This window comes from Parabacteroides provencensis, assembly GCF_900232875.1.
Classification (GTDB): Bacteria; Bacteroidota; Bacteroidia; order Bacteroidales; family Tannerellaceae; genus Parabacteroides; species Parabacteroides chinchillae.
The window spans coordinates 57952-79618 of sequence record NZ_LT960489.1; the positions used below are offsets into that span (position 1 = coordinate 57952).

At 34.8% G+C, this 21667-nt stretch carries 17 protein-coding genes; 7 read left to right on the forward strand and 10 right to left on the reverse strand.

Translation table 11 applies throughout. From position 1 onward, the window contains the following. Positions 1 to 76 precede the first annotated feature (76 nt). From CTY47_RS17295 to CTY47_RS07150, 4 genes are read left to right on the forward strand one after another with little or no spacing between them, the layout of a single operon-like run. Positions 77 to 1309, forward strand: coding sequence for a PDZ domain-containing protein (locus CTY47_RS17295; protein WP_233202120.1), 1233 nt, complete (start codon positions 77 to 79; stop codon positions 1307 to 1309). Between the two features lie 28 nt (positions 1310 to 1337). Further along, complete coding sequence (locus tag CTY47_RS07140) at positions 1338 to 2657, forward strand: radical SAM/SPASM domain-containing protein (RefSeq protein ID WP_099464168.1); 1320 nt, start codon at positions 1338 to 1340, stop codon at positions 2655 to 2657. Beyond that, positions 2657 to 3904 (forward strand): radical SAM peptide maturase, encoded by a 1248-nt coding sequence (locus tag CTY47_RS07145; RefSeq protein ID WP_099464169.1) that lies wholly within the window; start codon positions 2657 to 2659, stop codon positions 3902 to 3904. Before CTY47_RS07140 ends, CTY47_RS07145 begins: the two co-directional genes overlap by 1 nt. A gap of 14 nt (positions 3905 to 3918) precedes the next feature. Further along, positions 3919 to 5157 (forward strand): TIGR04150 pseudo-rSAM protein, encoded by a 1239-nt coding sequence (locus CTY47_RS07150; protein WP_099464170.1) that lies wholly within the window; start codon positions 3919 to 3921, stop codon positions 5155 to 5157. 124 nt (positions 5158 to 5281) lie between these two features. Here CTY47_RS07150 and CTY47_RS07155 read toward each other — a convergent pair whose 3' ends face one another. The 8 genes from CTY47_RS07155 to CTY47_RS07190 form a co-directional block, all read right to left on the reverse strand. Then, entirely contained in the window at positions 5282 to 6598 is a 1317-nt protein-coding gene (locus CTY47_RS07155; RefSeq protein WP_099464171.1) for an HlyD family secretion protein, read from the reverse strand. Continuing rightward, positions 6598 to 8796: a peptidase domain-containing ABC transporter gene (locus CTY47_RS07160; RefSeq protein WP_199163407.1), complete on the reverse strand. Its 2199-nt coding sequence runs from the start codon at positions 8794 to 8796 to the stop codon at positions 6598 to 6600. The genes CTY47_RS07155 and CTY47_RS07160 overlap by 1 nt, the downstream gene beginning before the upstream one ends. Positions 8797 to 8822: 26 nt before the next feature. After that, on the reverse strand, positions 8823 to 10076 hold the full coding sequence (locus tag CTY47_RS07165) for a TIGR04150 pseudo-rSAM protein (protein ID WP_099464172.1): 1254 nt from the start codon (positions 10074 to 10076) through the stop codon (positions 8823 to 8825). Continuing rightward, a complete protein-coding gene (locus CTY47_RS07170) occupies positions 10073 to 11548 on the reverse strand; it encodes a radical SAM peptide maturase (protein WP_099464173.1) in 1476 nt (491 codons plus the stop codon). Before CTY47_RS07170 ends, CTY47_RS07165 begins: the two co-directional genes overlap by 4 nt. A 3-nt stretch (positions 11549 to 11551) precedes the next feature. Beyond that, a complete protein-coding gene (locus tag CTY47_RS07175) occupies positions 11552 to 12799 on the reverse strand; it encodes a 6-bladed beta-propeller (protein ID WP_099464174.1) in 1248 nt (415 codons plus the stop codon). 209 nt (positions 12800 to 13008) lie between these two features. Beyond that, positions 13009 to 13245: a TIGR04149 family rSAM-modified RiPP gene (locus tag CTY47_RS07180; RefSeq protein WP_099464834.1), complete on the reverse strand. Its 237-nt coding sequence runs from the start codon at positions 13243 to 13245 to the stop codon at positions 13009 to 13011. Between the two features lie 37 nt (positions 13246 to 13282). Next, entirely contained in the window at positions 13283 to 14563 is a 1281-nt protein-coding gene (locus CTY47_RS07185) for a TIGR04157 family glycosyltransferase (RefSeq protein WP_099464175.1), read from the reverse strand. 16 nt (positions 14564 to 14579) lie between these two features. Continuing rightward, positions 14580 to 15974: a galactosyltransferase-related protein gene (locus CTY47_RS07190; RefSeq protein ID WP_158228510.1), complete on the reverse strand. Its 1395-nt coding sequence runs from the start codon at positions 15972 to 15974 to the stop codon at positions 14580 to 14582. 357 nt (positions 15975 to 16331) lie between these two features. Here CTY47_RS07190 and CTY47_RS07195 point away from each other — a divergent pair, with 357 nt between their 5' ends. The 3 genes from CTY47_RS07195 to CTY47_RS07205 are packed head-to-tail and all read left to right on the forward strand — an operon-like array spanning position 16332 to position 19269. Next, a complete protein-coding gene (locus CTY47_RS07195) occupies positions 16332 to 17729 on the forward strand; it encodes a glycosyltransferase (protein ID WP_099464177.1) in 1398 nt (465 codons plus the stop codon). Then, a complete protein-coding gene (locus CTY47_RS07200) occupies positions 17719 to 18567 on the forward strand; it encodes a glycosyltransferase family protein (RefSeq protein WP_099464178.1) in 849 nt (282 codons plus the stop codon). The genes CTY47_RS07195 and CTY47_RS07200 overlap by 11 nt, the downstream gene beginning before the upstream one ends. Before the next feature lie 6 nt (positions 18568 to 18573). Then, positions 18574 to 19269 carry a glycosyltransferase family 32 protein gene (locus CTY47_RS07205; RefSeq protein ID WP_099464179.1) on the forward strand — a complete coding sequence of 232 codons (696 nt, stop codon included), beginning with the start codon at positions 18574 to 18576 and terminating at the stop codon, positions 19267 to 19269. A 117-nt stretch (positions 19270 to 19386) separates the two neighbouring features. On the opposite strand, the gene CTY47_RS07210 is transcribed toward CTY47_RS07205, so the two are convergent. Together CTY47_RS07210 and CTY47_RS07215 are read right to left on the reverse strand one after the other, a co-directional pair. After that, a complete protein-coding gene (locus CTY47_RS07210) occupies positions 19387 to 20565 on the reverse strand; it encodes a 6-bladed beta-propeller (protein ID WP_099464835.1) in 1179 nt (392 codons plus the stop codon). A 137-nt stretch (positions 20566 to 20702) separates the two neighbouring features. Then, positions 20703 to 21515, reverse strand: coding sequence for a radical SAM protein (locus tag CTY47_RS07215; RefSeq protein WP_099464180.1), 813 nt, complete (start codon positions 21513 to 21515; stop codon positions 20703 to 20705). Between the last annotated feature and the right edge of the window lie 152 nt (positions 21516 to 21667).

The following is a 21667-nucleotide window of genomic DNA, read 5'->3' on the forward strand; positions in this document are numbered from 1 at the left end:
TTTGAAATTAACAAACCACTGCACTACTATAGAAGTTATTCTAGTAGTGCAGTATAAACCTATATAATCTGCCAGTATGAATAAAATCCATAAAGCCATCTGTCACTCCGGCTTCGTTATTGCCCTTATAGCAGCAAGCATTTGTTGTACGAAACCTATGCAAGAGAGTTTCCCCAATCGGGTATCTTTTATTATTGGTCCTAAAAGCTTAGTAATGGAATTACCGGTACATTTTAATGATAGTGTAACTGCAAATTTAATTTTTGATACAGGAGGAACTATATTTGAGTTGGATTCTTCTTTTTGTATAGCGCATCCCGCCATTATGCATTCATCGCCAGATGCAATATTACCAACAGGAACGGCATGGTCTAAAGGTAGTAGTGCACTAGCTTCGACATATTATTCTGCAGCAATGACTATTCGCGTGGGAGAGACAAATCTTTTATTTAATAGAATGAATGTTTGGGATTGGAAAGGAACTATGTGCGATTGTTCTGATGGATTGTTTCATATTCCACAAAATGATACAACACATATATGGGAACTGAATTTTGAACATAATTATATAGAGATTCATTCTGATTCAAACTTCGTTATGCCGGAAAACTGCCAGACATTTCCTTTGACACGAGATCCACTTTCTCGGGTTTACGTTGACCTACCCCTGCAAGTGACCTTCTCTGATGGAGATACTTTGACACTTAACCGTAGATTTCTGATAGACACCGGTATGCATTGGGATGTGGTTCTGATTTCGGGAGTTCCGGAATTTGATTTTTTCAACAGCCGCCAAGATGCAGTCTGGGTACAAGAGCCCTATTATTTCCGACGTTTTATTGTGGGTGCTACACTATCCAATCAAGTACAATTGGATTCATTGAGAATTCATACAGCCGACTTTCCTACTTCAATGCCTGGTCAATATTTGGTAGGACTGAACTTTCTCAAAAGATTTAATGTCTATTTTGATTTGAAAAACAAGCAACTAGGCTTATTGCCAATCAAGAGCTTTCAGCGTATTTTCAATCCATTGTCCAAACGTTTTCACATGTCTTCCAACATGAATAAACAAGGAAAGTTTATTATTGATAAAATAGCTGATTATGATGAGAATTATTGTAAGAAAGCGGGATTAAAGGAGGGGGATGAAATTATTGCTGTTAATGGGAAAGATATTAAAACATGTACTACTGAAGAAAAGAAGGAATTTCTACTGCAAGATACGCTTATGTATGATATCAATCGCCAAGGAAAGCGATTGAAAATAAAAGTGATTGTGGATAGGAGTGAGAATTTTGAACTCTGATATATAAAGATAATTAAAAAGAAATAACATGAATGATAAAGTAAGCCGATACAACATTGAAATTGAATATCCTGAGGGGACTATACTTTATAATACACTGTCTGATACACTTTTGCCAATAGAAGCAAAAGAGTATGCCGTAATTGAAACTTTGATGGAGCATTTACCGACATTTCAAGAAAAATACCCGGACTTATATGCTGCATTCCGACAGTCTGGTTTCATTCTGCAATCTGATTTTGATGAACTGGCCTATCTCAAACTCCAGAATAGGCGAAGTGTGTATATGAATAGAAATTATCATCTTACGATAAATCCAACCTTAGATTGTAATCTGAAATGTTGGTATTGTTCGGTTGATTATACCGGAACAAAACACGACAAAAACAGGATGAGTGATGAAGTGGTGGATCATTTATTAAAGCACATTCATTGGTTAGTAACTAAACATAAATCGAATTCAATACTGTTGGATTGGTTTGGAGGTGAACCATTGATGTATTTTAATGAAATAATAAAGAGTGTGTCAGATTTTGCATTGCCACTTGCACAGCAATATCAAGTTGACTTTAAGCAACAAATCACAACTAATGCCACTTTATTGGATGAAAATAAAATTAAATATATGAAGGAGGCAAAATTTAATTTCATTCAAATATCTATTGATGGAAATGAACAGCGTCAAAATCTTATTAAGCGCTATGCCAATAAACGTGGTACATATAGAGATGTTATGAATAATATAAATTTGCTAACAGAATTGATTCCTGATATAGCAATTTGTTTACGTATAAATTATGATAGACAGACACTGAAGGACATAAAAGATATTATAAATGATTTTACAGAAAATAGTAGAAAATGTATTATGATTGATTTTCAGAAAGTGTGGCAGGTTTCATGCACAAATGAAACGCATAAATTATTGAAAGAAACAAGAGACTTATTTACAAAGTCTGGATTCAGATCTCGCATTTGGACCTATACCCCTTTTCGTTACAAATGTTGCTATGCGGACAGTATTAATCATTATGTAATCAATTATAATGGTGAAATATTTAAATGTACAGCTCGTGACTATAATGAAAAATTAATGATAGGGAACTTACAAAATGATGGATTGATAAGTTGGAATGATGGGATAATCAGTAAAATGTTTGCTAAGGCAACATTCGAAAATGAATGTTGTGAGAAATGTCGAATATTACCCCTTTGCATGGGACCTTGTATTCAAAAAAACTACGAGGCACTTATTAATAATAATCAACCCACCTGTATATATGACAATCCTGAATACTATTTGTCTTCTTATGTCTTAGAAAATGCAAAAAACAGAAATTTAATATAATGGATAATAAGTACTTAACAGCAGATGATATCAAATTTCAGTTAGCCAATCTGCGGCAATTAACGTTTGAGGTGACAGATGCTTGTAACTTATGCTGCAAATATTGCAACTATGGTGAGTTATATAATGACTATGATAAGCGTAAGAATTTAAAAATAAGTTTACCTGCTTCTCTAAAATTGATAGATTATTTAGCTTCTTACTGGAATTCTGAATATAATGTTTCTGTTAAGCGATATACATATATAAGTTTTTATGGAGGAGAACCGCTATTGAATATGACATTTGTTAAATCGATAGTAGATTATATAGAGAAGCTTCCTTGCCCAAATCGTAGTTTTGTTTTCTCGATGACTTCTAATGCATTACTTCTTAATCAGTATATGGATTATCTGGTAGATCATGGTTTTAATTTACTTATTAGTTTAGATGGAGATGAACACGCAACTTCTTATCGGGTAAATAAGAAAGGTAAGGTTGTATATTCTGACATTATTAGGAATATAGAAATATTGCGTAAAAAATATCCAGAATATTTCGAACACAAAGTGAATTTTAATGCAGTCTTACATAATCGGAATTCAGTCAGTAGTATTTACGAATTCTTTAAGACACATTATAATAAAACACCAAGTATTGGCGAGTTGAATAATATGGGTGTAAGCCCAGATAAAATAAAATTATTTCAGGATACGTATCGCAATTCAGAAGAAAGCTTACATCAAGCTGAAAATTATGAAGAAATAGAACGAGAGATGTTCCTGAAATCAGCGACCTATCAAACAGTGACGCATTTCATTCACCAATACAGTGGATATGTGTTTAGAAATTATTCAGACTTATTATATGGCAGAACAAACAAGAAAATTCCTACAGGTACCTGTCTTCCATTTAGTAAAAGGATGTTCGTTACTGTAAACGGTAAAATTTTACCGTGTGAACGTATCGGACAGCATTTTGCATTGGGTAAAGTTTCGGATGACAGTGGCGTTGAGCTTGATTTTGAAATGATAGCTGATAGATATAATGCTTATTATGCAAAATTAGCACCTCTATGTAAGAAGTGCTATAAAGCAGCATCTTGTATACAATGTCTTTTTAACCTTAAAGGGTTAGAGGATTCCCCCATTTGCTATGGATATATGGATAAGCGTTCATTTGAAATGTATAAATCAAATCAAATAGCATTTTTACGTAAACACCCGACAGATTATTATAGAATAATGGAAGAGGTCATAACTGAATAAAAACAAAATGCAACATGTTTGATAAAGAAAAAAAATATTGGTTAGTTATTGCTCCTTATGTATACTGTTGTATCAAGAACAAACAAGCTTTATTATATAATACTAAAAATGGGAAGTCTTTAGAGATTGAAAATAAAGCCATAATAGCTTTATTGCAGCAACTGCATAAAAAACAAAATCTTGGTACAGTTTATTGTAAAGGTAATAGGTTGGTAAAACCTGAATACAAAGATTTCTTATGTTCTTTTTTGGCGAAAGAAATGGGGTATATTCAGGATATAATGGATTTTCCCGAAAGGCCTATACAAATGATGCCTATTCTAAATATTCAATGTGACGTTGATAAATTACAAAAAACAGAAGAGAGAGATGTGGGAGAAATGGTTCTACTTTATTTGTCAGAATTGAATATTTACCTATATAATGTTTGTCATCATCATTGTGGTAACTGTAATAAGATTGCTAAACAAAAATTATGTTGCTACTTAAAAGAAAACGAACTATGTCAGGTTATTGACTTTACAGCATTAAAGCATATTTTTTCCCAAATTAAATACGCTCCAATAGGAAAGTTGAATTTATTTGGAGGTAATATATTTCAGTATCCACACTATGAAGCTTTATTACCTTTATTGACTCAATTCAAAGGAAAAATTCATATCTGGAGTCATTATTTGGACTTTGTGAATAATGTGAATTTGAATCCGAACTTTATTTACAATATTATTGTACCTTTTCCTTTGGAAAAAGAGCAACTGTTATTATCCTCATCACTGTTAAATAGTTTACAAATGAAAATTCATTTTTATGTTACTCAATATGATGAGTGTACAAAAGCTGAAGAGATAATAGATAAATATAAAATAGATGATTTCTCAATACATCCAGTGTATATAGATACAAATTCGGACTTCTTTAAAGAATATGTCTATATGAGTAAGGATGATATTTTGCAGTTTAATACCTCGTTCAATCAAATTTTTATACACCAAAATATGAATTCACATTTCTTTGGTTCGTTAACAATATCCGTGAATGGAGATGTAAGCGCAAATCTGAATAGTCCTGTTTTAGGAAATATCTATAAAGATGCTTTAGTTGATATAGTGAACAGAGAAATGATAGAAAATACAGCTTGGAGGAGAATTAGAGATAGTCAGCCTTGCTCAGACTGTTTGTTTCAATATCTTTGCCCTTCCCCATCTAATTATGAGGTTGTTATTGGAAAGTCAAATTTATGCCATGTGAAGTAACAATCTGTATAGCCACATATATCTTTATAAAATCAAAAAGTGATACATAAAAGCACTTTCAAAATTTGGAAATATTTAATAATAACTGTAAGAAGGATGATTATTCATAAGTAAGACAAAAAAATCACAACCCCAGCCCTTCCCTAAACACCTTCTTCAGCGGCATGAAGAAACGTTCGATCAAACGAAGATCATCTGTTACGATTTCTGCGGTAGCGGTCATTTCGTGTGAGACAGGAAGGGTTTTACCATAATTGGTTATAAGCCCTTGTGGAAAAGCGATTTCAATGGTATAATTGTTATCCGTAGGAACTAAAGAAATACTATTAACGGTTCCGTTCACAACTCCGAATTCCTGATCCGGATAGTTTGAAAAACGCACAATCACTCGTTGTCCGACTTTTACCTTACCCGAGCGTGCTACAGGTAATAAAGCTTTTCCCATTAATAAATCGGAAGTGGCAGGTACTACTGTAAAAACAGGGTCTCCTAATGGAATATACTGATTTTCATTCCAATATTTTGTAAACGTAACCTTGCCGTCTATAGGAGATGTCAAACAATAAGTCAGCTCCCACGTATGAATTACATTTGCCAACTCACTAGCTGTTGTCTGTAAATCTTGTTGTAATTGTGTCTTTTTTTCCATTTCCTGTAATTGAAGATCTAACACCGCTGTTTCGAGCGATGCTATCTGGATTGCCGCATTTTCAAATGAAGCGGCTACATCTTCCACCGTTTGGCGGCTTTGTAACAAAGCAGACCGGGCTGTCTCTTGTTCGTAGGGAGAAATTACGTTCCGTGAAAACAATAGCGAATCTCTTTCATATTGTTGATGCGCAATATCATACCGAGACTCTACAACCTGAAGTTGCCTTTTAAGATTCTGCGCATATTGCTTATATTTATCGATCTGATTATGTGTAGCAGCTATCTTTTGCGGATAGTAATTCAATTCGATATAATTCCTGTATTCCTGCAAGCTTCTGAGGAAAGAGACATAAGTTGTCTGCACATCTCCTAAAGCCATATCACGATCTTTCGGAAAATAAGCAGATAAACTGTCGGGATTATCAGGATACAGTTTCAGGTTCTCTTTTAAAAAGAGAATATCTGCTGTCGATGCCGGATTTTCAATCACGGCAAGTACTGTTCCTTCTGTTACATTAACTCCGTCGGCCACCATTAATTGATTAATCTTTCCGCTAGAACGTGAAACAACTTGCACTGCCGGATACCGCCCGGTTAATGTCATTTCGGATGTGATTACGTCGGGATAACGGAAAAAATAACTGCCGATAAGTATTGCCATCGTGACAATAAACAACAAAGTAATTCCCCAACGAACAATCCATGCAGGGATACTACCCATGACTTCCTGAACTTCTTCACTACGAAGATCAACCTGCTTTACACTATTTTTTTTAGTATCGTCTTCCATTAATTCCCCATCTCCAATTGATTTTTGACCAAGGTATAATAAATTCCCTTTCGGGCAGTCAATTCTTCATGTTTGCCTTCTTCTACAATTCGTCCATTATCAAGAACAACAATATTGTCTGCATCCCGTACGGTGCTAAGTCTGTGCGCTACTACCACAACTGTTCTTCCTTCATAAAATTTATGGAGTTGTTCCATTATCTCCCGTTCGTTATTTGCATCGAGCGCGTTAGTTGCTTCATCAAGGAAGATAAACTCCGGATTCTTATATACAGCACGCGCTATAAGTATCCGTTGTCGCTGTCCCTGGCTTATACCATTCCCTTCCGAACCAATCTTGGTATTATATCCCAAAGGGAGGGAATCAATAAAGCCTTTTATATTTGCTACTGTTACGGCATGCTGTAATTTATCTTTATCAATTGTATCTGTCCCAATAGCAATATTACGTGCAATTGTGTCGGAAAAGATAAAACCATCCTGCATCACACTTCCGCTTTTCTGCCGCCAGACATGAGGATTTATTTGTTTGAGAGGGATATTTCCTACGCGTATATTTCCTTTGTTCGGCTCATAAAACCCGAGCAAAAGTTTAATCAGAGTAGTTTTTCCGCTTCCACTGGAACCGACAATAGCCGTCACTTTCTTCTCCGGTATGGTGAGATTTACATTATCCAGGACATAATCTCTGTCTGCCCCATCATAACTGAATTTAAGATTCTCGATAGTCAATGTTCTCATCTCAGGCAATGTCGTCACCTTCATGCCGGCATTTTCCTCCTCATCTTCTTTCTGATGTATTTCCCCTAGTCGCTCCAAACTGATTTTAGCATCTTGGAAAGCACGCGCAAAACCAATAAACTGGTCTATAGGAGAAGAAAGCTGTCCTACAATATAAGTAAGAGACATCATCATACCAAGTGTCATATTCCCGGAAACGACTTCACGTGCTGCAAGGAAAGAGATCAGAATATTAGTTGTTTGACTAAAAAACGCGGTTCCTACCTGCTGATACTGCTCCACTGCCAGGCCTTTGATACTAATCTTAAATAATTTCACCTGTATACGCTCCCATTGCCAACGTTTTTCAGTCTCACAGTTATTAAGTTTAATCTCCTGCATCCCGGTGATAAGCTGAAAAAGATTACTCTGCTCTCCGGCAGCCTGTGCAAAGCGCTTAATATCAAGTTCACGACGGTACCGCATGAAAGCCAGTACCCAGACAATATACAATCCGTTTCCTACTAAAAACAGCCCCAGAATAGAAAGGCTGTAATAAGCCAATACAAAAGAAAAAACAATAAAGTTGACAAAAGAGAAAAGCGTACTGATAGATGAACCGGTCATAAAAGTCTCGATTCGTTTATGATCGCCGATACGCTGCATAATATCTCCAATCATCTTGGTATCAAAAAAACGGATAGGAAGACGCATTAATTTAGCCAGGAAATCTGATATTAATGCAATATTTACACGTGTATTGACATGCAATAGAATCCAACTTCTTATAAAATCGACAGATAACCGGGCAAGAAAAATGACAAGCTGAGCAATTAATATTAAAGTAATAAAGTTGAGGTTAGAGTCCCGTATGCCGGTATCCACTAAAGATTGTGTCAGAAAAGGCATGATCAGTTGAAATATACTGGCCGCAATCATACCAAGTATCAACTGTGTTAATTCATGCTTATAAGGCGAAATGTAACGGAAAAAGAAAGATAATTTATGTTTGCCTGCCTTTTTTTCTTCTTCAGCGTCGTAGAAGGATGGCCCCGGCTCCAAAAGTAAAGCGGTTCCGGTATCTTCATCTCCCGTTTTAGAACTGAGCCAACAACGGGAAAATTCGGATTCGGTATAAGTTACCAATGTGTTTGCCGGATCTGCAATATAGAATTTATCGTTTTTTACTTTGTAAAGAACAACAAAATGTTTCTGGTTCCAATGAAGGATACATGGAAGGGATACCTCTTTTTTTAATTGTTCCAAAGTAATCTTCACGCCACTTGTCCTAAAGCCAATAGATTCGGCGGCATCGCTGATTCCAAGCATGGAAACTCCTTCACGAGTGATGAAGGATTTCTCCCGTAAAGATTGAAGGGAATAGGTACGGCCATAATATTTTGCCACCATGCGAAGGCAGGTAGGTCCGCAATCCATAGCATCTAATTGGAGGTAGTGTGGAAATGTTTTTTTTATCATAATTGCATGATTATAGTAAACTCTTTTTATTTTAAACGGCATAAATTTGCTTTGCCGATCGCTATTTCATAGTTTGAAGGTGATGGACATAAATATTTATAAATACAAGTATTGCATGGCTCTACTTTATCACGGGTTTTACGCCAAAATGTGCCGGTTTTTAATTCTTGATATACAGATTTAAGTATTGTTTCATGACAAGTTCCTATTGGTTCTGAATTTACGTTTGAACAAATATCTCCATTTGTTTTTATATACAATTTCCCAAAATAATTTGTATTCACATGCTGATGAGAGAATATATCTTTTTTATTCAAATTTGGATTAAGAATATCTTTTTCATCCTGAAAAACATAATTTTCGAAGAAATCTAAATTGTCTCCTGTATAAAATGGTAATATTTTAGCCGTTATTCCTAACGCTTCAAATAAATTAGATACATAATTGAATTGATACTCATTAGATATTTTACATATAAATTCTGCTTTATCTTTTACCATTAGTACGCATTCTTGCATATTCTCAGTAATATCTGAAGCATCCATATGTATATTAAAAACTATATTACTTAAGGTCATCAATTCGTTGATTTTACTCTTATAGCCAATATCTTGCAAATGCTTAATATTAATATAAATATTTATTTTGAAATTGTAACTTTCAGAGTCTCTAATTAAAGAGATTAAATCCGGCCAATATATATACTCTAAAATATTACCTCCCATGAAATGTATATCAAAAACGTTGGCATATTTAATTTCGCGGAAAATTTTATTTACTATGTCAAATGACATCATTTGCTCCATACTATAACACCAATTTATCTGATTACAAATAGATTGGCAGTTGTCACAGGCATATGAACATTTTCCTCCTAACTCTAAATAAATATCCGTTAGATTTTTCAGTATAGTTGAACCAAAAACAGCGGAACTATTAATGTCATTTAAGTTTCGATCGACATCTTCGTTTATATTTATCTCGGGAACAACCACAACTGGTTTACCTAACGAGCTATTTTGGGGCAATAGGTCACCACAAAAATTATTCCTAACAGAATTTATAAAACCAGCAATAACCTCATTTGCTAATTCATTACAACTAACAGAAATACAATACAAATTATCTTTAGATATTAATCGATCTACAAACTCTGATAAAGCCGTATCACACATATATGTATATCCTCTTTTTGATAAAGTATTATATAATAATATTTTATCCTGCTTTTTCCAGATAAAGCAATATGAATCTAATAAAAACAAATATTCTTTTTTCATGCAAAAATAAGTTTATTAACCTCATTAAATAAATAACGATTATCCTCTAAATTTGAGAAAAGCACAGACAAATAATTCTGATATTGAACTTTATCCATACGTGTAGGACAGATTGGGACACCTTTCTCCATTTGCATCTGAAATATGCATTGACCGCAATCTGCAATAGAATAGCAATGTTTGCATTGTGATTCCATTTTTACGAAATAGGCATTATACATCTCCGCTATTTTATTAAAATCAATATGGAGATCATTATCAATATTTCCTAGTGCATATTGCGTACCGATTCTTTCACATGCATAAATCCGGCAATCAGAAGAAATAAATATTTTCTTAAAAAATGGAAGGCAAGTTCCTGTAGGGATTCTTTTCTTATAACGAGTATTCTGATATAAAAACTCGCAATAATGTTTATATGAATTGTTTAACTGATAGTAGAAAAAGAAACCTAACTCCTTATACAAAGGGGAACGCTCTTTTCGTTTAGATATTAATCGGGGAGGCTCAATATATGCAGCTTGTATTGCCTCATATTCTTTAAATCTATCTTCATTCAATTCATTCTGAGAAATTGGTTCAATTAACGGTATTTTACCAAACTCATTAAATATGAATTCATGAATTTCTTCTACTGTAGAATATTTATTTAAAACAGAATTGAATTCGACGTTTTTATTGAAATAGTCAGGATATGCATACATCAAATTTTTTGCATTGCTAAAAACTCTCTTGAAAGAAGGATTGTTGTTTATGTCAACCCGCAATTGGTCGTTCTCTTCATTTCCATCCAAACTAATAAGTAACCTGAATTCATGCTTTACTATAAACTCTTGATATTTATTCAGCAGAAGGCCGTTGGTAGTCATTGAATAAGAAAAATTTATTCCATATTTTTCTCCATATTCGGTAGCCAAAGCAACCACCTGCTCTATCAATTCAAAATTAACAAGTGGTTCTCCCCCATAAAAACCAATTCTTATAGGATGGTTATAGGATAAATTGTGACCAGACCTCCAATAATCCGACAGATATTCAAAGAAAACACGAACAGTTGAAATAGAAATAGTAGTTTCCAGATTCCCATTCATATATAAATCCCCATAGCAACAATATTTACACCTCAAATTGCATTTACCTGTTACCTGAAACAAAAGTGAGTCTACATTTGCAATTTGTTGTTTCACAATGTCTCCATTTATCCTTCCGGTTACATACTTTTCGGTATTCAAAGAAGAAAAAAAGCCATTGCTTTTCAGAAACTCATATTTCTTTATATAGTAAAGGATATCCTCACGGGATAGGTCTGGATATAGCGAAAGAAGGCACATTTCATTATTTTCTGAACATTCCGATTCATCCAGAGATCTGATTGTTTCTATAACAGGATGAATATTCACTAAACATAAATTCTTTATATCGTAATAATATGAAAAATTATTTTTTGTCTTGAAATACACTGTAGAATTCATAGATCACTTTTTTAAATGTACAACAATCACAATCGGATTATCCTCCGAAAAATCTCTCCCTGCAAACCGGGAGAACCGAGGGTCTGTCTTTGCCTTTTCCTTTAGCCACTCCTCTTGTTCGTATGGCCAGAAAAAGTCGATCATCTTTTCTCCAACAAGTCCGCATCGCATAAAGAAGTTCGGATATCCCGTCAAATCATCTTTAATTTTTACGGTCGATTTTATTTTTTTCTTCTTTTTGTCATAGTAAATTAAAACCGAAGGAGATTTTGGCACTTTTCTCAATGGACGAAAGGCGATTACCTCTCCGGCCGTTATAAATACATAATTATTACTTTCATATACATTCGACACCGAATATTTATGGTCCATAAGTTTTGCCAAAGGAGTATTATCCAGCTGGCCACCCTGGTAATCTTTAAAAGCTATATCAAACAATTCTTCAAATTTATACAAGGCATCGTCCGGAAGCTTCAATTCGTCGAACTTGATAATCCATCTCGGACTAAACTCCGCTCCGGAAACTTGGAAAACAGTATCTCTGAAATAGTTATAAAACAAAACATCCTCTTTGTAATTAGTCATAAAACGATCATAAGGTCCATCCCATGAAAGAAAGTGAGAAACTCTGTTTTTATGCCATGGCATCACAAAATGTTTAGATACGAACTCCAAATTCTTGTTCATCACAAAAACCGTATCCGGGAAATTGTATAATAGTAACTTGTCTTTTGATGAATTGAAAGCCACAGTATTAGCCAGATTCTTATTCGTTATTACGAACTCCGATTTGTTCACAGAATATAAAGAACGTTCCTTGCCTGTAAAAAAGCCCAGACTATCATATTCAATAACCTTATGTCCTTTTGTATAAAAATTATCCTCACAATACGTAATTTTACTTATTATTTCCGCCGGCTCTTCTCCCGGGCCTTGTCCCAAATTCCCGACTTTAAATAAGAATTTACCTGACCAGTCAAAACAATAGTTCAGATAAGCGATATAACGAGGGCTAAAAGAATAAAAAGGATAATTTCGTAACAGGCATTCATCTTTGGTTTCCAGTGGGATATAACTGACACTATCTGCCAACTCCGACAATAAGATTTCTTTTTGCGGGTTCAATAACGCTTTGGTTATCTCAATAGTAACAGGCATGTCTTCAGGCTCCACGCTTTCGGCAGAGCTTGTACTTTTGTCTTGACAAGAGATTAGCGCTAATATAAAGTATAAGAAGATTGCATTTTTCATATTATTTCGTTTTTAACAACAAACATTCAATGTGAAAAATCAGTATCTTACATCAAATTCTTCTCGTTTGTAAAAAATCAATAAAGACCCCAATCTATAAGATACTGATTCTATTTATCTCGCTAAAGGAAATCTTAATACTTTGGTCTTGTAGAAATTGATGTTTTCTTACTTGATCAAGTCTTTTACAGACCAAAGTATTTAATTTGTTAGCAAGTAGTTCCCCATGAAGTAGTGTATTTGTAAAATTCAGCTTGGCTATTTAAGCCTGTACTTCCATAATAATCTCCAGAGCATGCACAAGAACATTTACCACTTCCTGTATTGGCTTCTTTGTTTTCTCCTTCAAAGGCACAATAATTACCACCATAAATTCGTCCCATTTCACGATCTTTGAGATTAGATTTGCTGAGTGCATTCAGCTTTAAACTTTCGAGTTTTTTCATCTTTTGCATTTTTAAAATTGTTTTTAAGTCTTTTGGGTTAATTCGGCATTTTGTAGAAAGGAGACTTTTTGCCTTTAAAACAAAATGTATATAATTGATTGATGTTTTTCTCCATGCTTTTGTTTGTGTATCGTTGTGAATACAGCATCCTACTCTGTTTCGCATATTTATCCAGTGATGGCAACTGTATGAAGTTGTATAAAAAAGCAACCAGTTCTTCTATTGGAAAACTGACGCAGTCATTTTTCTCTTGTAAATGCACTTTATATCCATTTAAACCGTCTATTATCATTTCATCCAACCCCGACGAATCTGTGCCTATTATGGGTAAACTGTGCATCATCATCTCTATTGCAACGTAGCTGCATTGTTCATGCATAGAAGGTAACACTCCAATATCACTCATCTCATAAAACTCTGCAACTTGTTCAGGTAACAATCTGCCGCAAAAAGTAATCCGTTTCCAAATAGGATAACACAGCGGTAGGTATTCTTTGAATGAACCATCGCCAATTATGTACAAATGAACGCTTTGTGTACTTGCAACAATCTCTTTAAATGCCTCTATTAAATATTGTAGTCCCTTTATATGATCTAGCCGCCCAACAAACAGGATCATTTTTTCATTTCCAGGAATACCATATTTCTCCCGTAATTGCATTTTGTCCATTACCGTGTGATAATCGGTAAGACCATTATTAATTAACCATAATTTACAGGTTGGTATCTCGTAATAATCAATTAGAATCTGTTTGGCAAAATGTGATAAACAAATTATTTCATCGGCTAATTTAAATAACTGTTGTTCAAATTGTCCGGAGTATATAACTTCTTTCTCGAAGTCAGACAAGTCATTCACATTTTTGGATATAATACTTGAAAGCCGGGTTATATTGCTCTGCAAGGCAAAACACCAGGTAAAATAATGAATTGTCAGAATTATTTTACTTTCCATCCATTTACCTTTTAAGCATTCTGCCAAAAAATAATCTTGCGTGTAGTTTAAATGGAATATATGGGAATCGGCAGATGAAACATACTGTTCTAATTCTGATACCACATATTGGCAATATCTCTTCCTGTTTTCTTTTTGTTCCAAATCCAACTCTTTTCCTGCATAGTCAAGCAGTAATGGTATATCAATATATCGGACTCCATTATTTGTAGTCATTGTTGTTGCCTCCACATACGATCTTAAAGTCACCACTGTTATATTAAAGTCGCTAACAGCACATGCAGAAATCACACTCTGTATATACGTGCCAATTCCATAAACAGAAGCCCGTCCTTTTTCATCAAAGAGATATAATTGATTCATACCAACACGCTTTTATTTACTGATTATGATTATCCAACCAATGCCATGTGTTTATTTCATTTTGTAAATCAGGACTGTTCATCCGGCAAATTCTGATCAACTCTTTTTTTGCTTTTAAGTTTTGTTCCTGATTTGCAAAACAAGAGTTTTCTTTGCGGGGATGCCATAGATGATAAATGCTTCCCGGGACACGAAATACCGGTAAATTCAGAATTGTAATCCGTTTTAACCTTTCTGCATCTTCCGGCCCCCAGCCTACAAAATTTTCATTTTCCATACCTGCCCTCATGTATTGTTTACGGTTTGCCAAAAAGACGCCTCCAACAGTCAGCATACCGAACATGGTAGATAAAACGGGGTGCTTATTCTCCAACAGTCTTATATCCGGATTTTCCCGATATTTACTACTTAGTTCTTCAGGGATGCTATAGCAACATCCATCAAACGGATATGATAATACATTACCATACTTACGTATCGCTTCTGCCGCCACATACAATTGATCCAGAGGTACGACTATATCAATATCCCAAATCGCAACAATTGGAGTTCCAGCTCTTTTTATCATCTCATTCCGATAATGCGTATGATGAAAAATCCGGTTATTGTCTTTGCAAAAAATATACTCTACATGATTATAATGTGTAATGTTGACTAATTGAGTTTCACCCGCCTCTAGGAGGATAAAGCGTGCATTTGTCCGGGATGTATAGAATTCGATCATTGTATATAAATTTTCCAATCTTTGAGTGCTGTCAATTCTGACAGGAATTAAGATGGTGAGATCATCCAGGTTTTTATTTGCAGAGATGCAAGATGCGTTTTCTTTGTAATACATGTTTTCAATCATACGATTCTGTAGCAACTCAGCCTGAGTATTACATATATTATACTGAAAGAAATGACGGATGAATGCCTTAATGTCTTTTACTTCTTCATCGCTCAATTTTGCAATCTTTTTAAAAAGGGGGTATGAATATCCATTTAGTCCCACTCTTGCAGACAAGATGTCAAGTATAGATAACAAAGCTGATTTGGAAGTAAGCGTACAAATATTATTGTCGGAAGCATACTTGTCTTCCAGACGATAAAAAAAGTAGGAAGCTAATCCTGTCAATCCTTTTGCATGACTCAGATCATAATGATTACGAAAACAGACCGACAAAAAAAGTATTTCATCAATTTCAACGAAAACCTCATCAGCCACAGCTTCAATCATTTGTTGGTTAATGGCATATTGGATACCGGCACCAATACCTGCTAAACCTGTAGAAAAATTTGGATATTGCTTTGTGTCATAATCGGAAATAACAGATTCTATTATTCCAATAGCCTTATCCTGATTATCACCGGTAGACAATAATTGAATAGCATACGTTATTTGCGGGCAAATATTTAAAGGTTGTTCCATAACCATAGATATTATGAATCTAAAACTAACAACACGCACATAAACGCTTCTTGGCAAATATACGTTATTTTAATATAAATATAAGTCTAAATTCGAGAAATTATCCTTGATTTTTAAATATATAATTTGTTGACCAAATTAATATTTTTAATTATCTTTACAAAAAAAACAGATCATTTTTTTGATACATGATTATGAAATAGTTTTAGTAAACGAATCCTTCAATATTTCATAGTTATAATTTTATCGGATCATAGTTATAACTTTAGAAAATCATAGTTATGACTTCTTCTTTTGCATGAAGCTTTTGCGAAAAGCTGATATTTAGAATTGAATACCTTAAGCCATTAGAAAATTATGAATTGTAAAATTAGCATAAACATGTCTGTCGTTGTTCCGGTATATAATGTTGAAGAATATCTGCCGGCATGTATTGAATTTCTCCTGGATCAGGATATTACCATTGAAATCATTCTGATCAATGATGGTTCAACTGATGGTTCGGGAATGATAGCCGACCAATATGCCAATCAAGACAAACGGATTAAAGTGATTCATCAGGAAAATGGAGGAGCCTCGGCTGCACGCAATGCGGGTTTGGAAATTGCACAAGGAGAATACATCGCTTTTATTGATAGTGATGATTGGGTAAAGCAAAATTCGTTAGGTGAATTATACAGAGAAGCCACTAAACATCAAGCCGATATGGTAATGGGCAATATGCTGTTTTATTATCAAGACGGTAGCTTAAGTAACCCCAGTAATCCTGCCCCTAAAGACATTTGTAATATTCTACTTTCCGGCAAAGATGGATTTGTAAAACTAGCAAAGGCCAACGTTTATTCATCCATGGCATGTAATTATATATATTGCAAGAAGTTTTTAGATAAAATACAGGCCAGGTTTGAGGAGGGTATTATGTGTGAAGATGAGTTGTGGAGTCCTGTCGTTTTTTATCAAGCTGAGAAGTTCCTGATTACTGATATTAATTTCTATTATTACCGTCAAAGGGAAGGATCTGTCATGCATGCATCGAGTCGCCGACAACGTATGAAAGCCTTGTTCCGGGTCGGCAATCGTTTAACAGAATTTGCCGGACACCTTGATTTTATGGGAGAAGACGGAGAGTTTAAAAATTGGTTATATGTTAATATATTTTGGATTTATTCTAAAGCATTCATGTTTCTTTCCCGGATAAAAGATACTTCATACGTAGTACCTCAGTATCACTTAGATCGTTTTTGGCGGGATTGTTGGGAAATGATGCCCGAACCGCAAAAAAGATGTAAATATTATTATGATCTTGCGATAGCAGACTTACAAAGATATACGAATTGGTGTACTTCCGAAGGGGTGGCATCTGTCGCTTATCAAATTAAATCAGGAAAGAAACTGATGTTGATATACAATGCTGTACGCGGTGAAAATTTACATATAAAAAATGAAGTTATTCCGGCAAACTGGCTTATCACCACCGACCGACGCTATTTTCAACAAGCCGATGTTGTCGTGTTCTATCTTCCGGATTTAGCACAAGAGGTTGAAGGTGATTTAGACAAACCGGAAGATCAAATCTGGGTAGCCTGGCATTTGGAGGAGACAGAAAAGAACTATCCATGGGTTAATGATCCGGAATTTAAGGAGCTTTTCGACCTGCAAGTCTATTATCCTGAGGATGAAAAACAAGAAGAACATCCTGTGATTCAATTATGCCGTGCAATAAATAATAAACTAGATAAAAACTATGAATCTTAAATTCTGGCACCCACACAGAGGACCCGGCAACTTTGGTGACGAATTGAATGTTTCTCTTTTCAATCGTCTGTTTGGCTCTGTATTTGAAATGGAGAAATACAAAGATGTTGACTTCTACGGAATAGGAACCATCATCAGACCTGATATTGGGCAACAAAATAAGTGTGCAATTTTTGGGTCGGGTGTTTGGGAAGTGGCACCGCGTTACGACAAGCAAAATTGGAATGTATTCTTTCTGCGAGGACCTGTTTCATCTAACATTCTGGGATATGGTGGAGAAAAGTTTATTACGGATGCAGCCTATTCGCTTTTATTGTTGGATGACATGATACCCAGGCTTCCTAAAAAACATCCGGTTTCCGTGATGCCGCACATGTTGCAAATGCAACTGGTTGATTGGAAGTATATTTCTGAACAAACAGATGTAAACATAATTGACCCGTATGCACCAGTAGATTTTATAATGGAAGAAATAGCCACATCGGAGAAAATCATATCGGCAGCCATGCACGGAGCTATTGTTGCAGATATTTGCAGGGTACCTTGGGCTCGTTTGAAAATGGAACTTCTTACATTAGATGAAACATTTTTTATCAATGAACTGAAATGGAGAGACTGGTTGTATTCTATGGGACTATCGGAAAAAAGTGTTGCAGTTTGGAATACGCATACACAATCCAATCATGGAGAGTATGGCTATATTCAAGACATAGCAAACACTCTACAACGAGAAATAAAAAACGGGCATACATTCCAGTTATCTTCGGATATTATACTGGGGAATAAAATTAATTGTATTGCCAATGAAGCCGACAGGTTCTTAAATTACTACAAATAAACAATTATGAAAATACCCAAAATCATCCATCAAATCTATGATAATCCGGCAGGTGTTCCCGATATTCTGTCTGACGTATCGGAATCATGGAAAAAAGAACATCCTGCATGGAACTATCGTTTATGGGATCATGAAGCTATTCAAAAATTTCTGGAAGATAGTTGCCCTGAATTTATTCCGATTTATAAATCATTTCTTTGCAACAAACAAAGATGGGAGTTTATGCGTTATCTGATTTTATATCACGAAGGCGGCCTGTATGTTGACATGGATTACGAGTGTATTCAGCCTATGGACAGCCTTCTGGAAACACATTCCTGTTGTTTGGCTCTTGAACCGGCGGAGCATGCCGAACGATTTGGCAAACAAGAATTAATAGGAAATGCAATGCTGGCAGCCATTCCTCATCATCCTTTTTTTGAAAAGATAATTGAACAAATTATTCTTTCAGGCAACGGAAGAAAACAAACTATGACATGGCACGATACTCAAAATGCCGGAATCGAGATGATTAATAATTTGTATGAAGGATACGACTTCAAAGAAGAAATCACTTTACTCCCTGCAGATTTAGTAACACCTTTGTCTGCAAGAGAAATTTCTCTTTTATTGCTAAACAGGGAAACTCCGGAAATGGAGGATAAAGTGGAAAAAGCGTTTGCTGTACACTATTTCTTGGGGCAATGGAGGTTGAAACTGTAAATTCTTTGTATACAATTGAATATGCTGAGCCGTTAATGATTCCTAATAAAGAGGTATTTATATTTGCATAAAACTTTCCGTCTATGAAGCCAATCGTTTTCATCATATTTGTTTTTATTACTTGAACTTAAAAATCCGAACTACCGGATTATCATCTTCCTGAAGATTTTTTGCAACTTTCTCGCCATTTCCTTTCAGCTGTTTGTTTTTGTAAGCATCTATAACTGATGACGCTTGAATCAGTTCGGCAGCCATGTTTTTTGCAATGGCCGGTGTTCCGTTTGGCCCTCCCCATCTTCCTTGTCTCCAGGATTTTGTTTCATATTCTGTATCCCAGATAGATGCTTTATTTATTTCTCCGGTTTTAAAGTCATATATAAATGTAGGGATTCTTCCTTCAGGAGCATTAAAATCCAAAAGGAATGTACCTATTAACATAAATTTATCGGTTGTTAAAAAAGGTGTCCATATATTAGGTGGGTCAGATGCATAAACTGACGGTTTTCGGGTTAATAGGGGGATTAATCCTTTGGTTGCAGATAGTTGGTATAGTGTGTCGGATGATATATCTGCAATTATTATATCCGATCCGTAATACATATTATGGGAATAATACATTACGCGAGTCCTCCATTTTTTGCCTTCTGTTTGAACTATTGTATTTGAAATTCTTTTGGGGAAATGGATTCCTAATACCGAAAAAAGACTACCGTCTTTTTTTGAAACAAGTCTATAAGGTTTTTTTTTAGTTTTGTTTTCACGCCCAGGCTCTATAAAAACATCATCATATATAAGCAGTGACTCTTCATCAAAATTTAAAATTTTCATATCATTTTCAAACCCATTTATTTTCAAAGTCCGTTTGTACTCTCCCTTAAGAGAATATACTTGTATGTATTGGGAGCACACATAGATTTCTTCTTTTTTTTCATCTAAAATTGTACCGTTCTTAATCCATGAATACTCCACACCGCTCTGTCCTTTGTGATTAAAATGAGAATAGAGCTTCCCTGTATTACGATCAAAAACAAAGATGTCACCCAGTTGAAGTTCATATATAAGGATATATTTATTAGTAATTGCAGAAAGTTTCGCTGCTCCACCCAATAAAATATCATCGGTAGTTTCCAGTGGCACATACTCAATATCCGCCATGTCTTGAAGACACATTTTTTTTAGAGGATATTCTTTTGATAAGTCAAATACAGGCAAGTTACTCATCTTTGATTGGGAGTTCATTACTTGGCTTCCCAATAAAAAAAAGGATGTCAGTAGGATGAGATTTTTTATTTTCATGGTTTCCATATTTAAACATTATTGTGTAAATAGAAAATATCATACAATAAGTGATTTCCTTATATTTTCGATTTGTGAAGTTTTTTTGTCGAACTCTAAGTTTATTCTTGCTCGTATATAATAGAGCTACTGCCTAGTTAAGTCCATTCGTCCAAACTTCGGTTTGAGCGACCCCACTTTATTTCCAATTCCTGTGCATTCATATTGCAATATTTGCAGCAGGGTATTGGAGATGTTATCAACTTAATAAATTCGTCTTTTGACTGTGCTTTGTAAATATCGATGTAATTTTCAGCGGACTCTGAAATTCCCAGATTGAAAAAGTGGTTTAAATGATGGAAATTGGCTGCATTATTACAGGGGAAGAACTTTCCATTATTTAATTGACAGCAAGAACCAAAAATTTCGCAGGCCGCGTGGGACAATTGATCATCGGCCAAGCCTGACAGATCATAAACATCTTTATGGAAATTTTTAGGAGCTTCTTCCGGCTCGATAAAAAGGTCTACACCTTCTATCATTGCTTTTTCTTTGAATGCTGAAAAATCCAATGAAATAGGATAATGACTAACACGGATGAACGTACCTGTTGCCCGACACGTTTCCCAGAATGATTTAGACTTATTAAGCAATAGCAATCCATTAGTCACCAGTTGTAAAGGCATATAGGGAAAATATTTCACAACGATTCTCATAAAATCATTCACTTGCGGATGTAACAGAGGTTCTCCACCCAATAGGGTTATCATCTGGATATCATTCCTATCAAATAGTTGCGCCATTCTCGCCATATCTTTTTCAAACGCTCCAATTTCTAAAAACTCTTCATCAGCCAAAGGCGAAAAATGAGAACAACCCTTACAATTCAAATTACAATGTTCTGTCAAATGTATTTCGAACCTAAACCCAGAGGTTCTGATGGCTTCTAATTTATTTTGATAATCAGACATAGATAATTGATAAATTAATTTATAAAATCAGATATATGCACAAGCTAACCTTATGATAAAAATCTCAATCAGATATGTATCTTTAGATAACTAAAACATAGTGTGTAAATATCATAATTTTAATTCAATATTAACAACTATTCATCCATTAA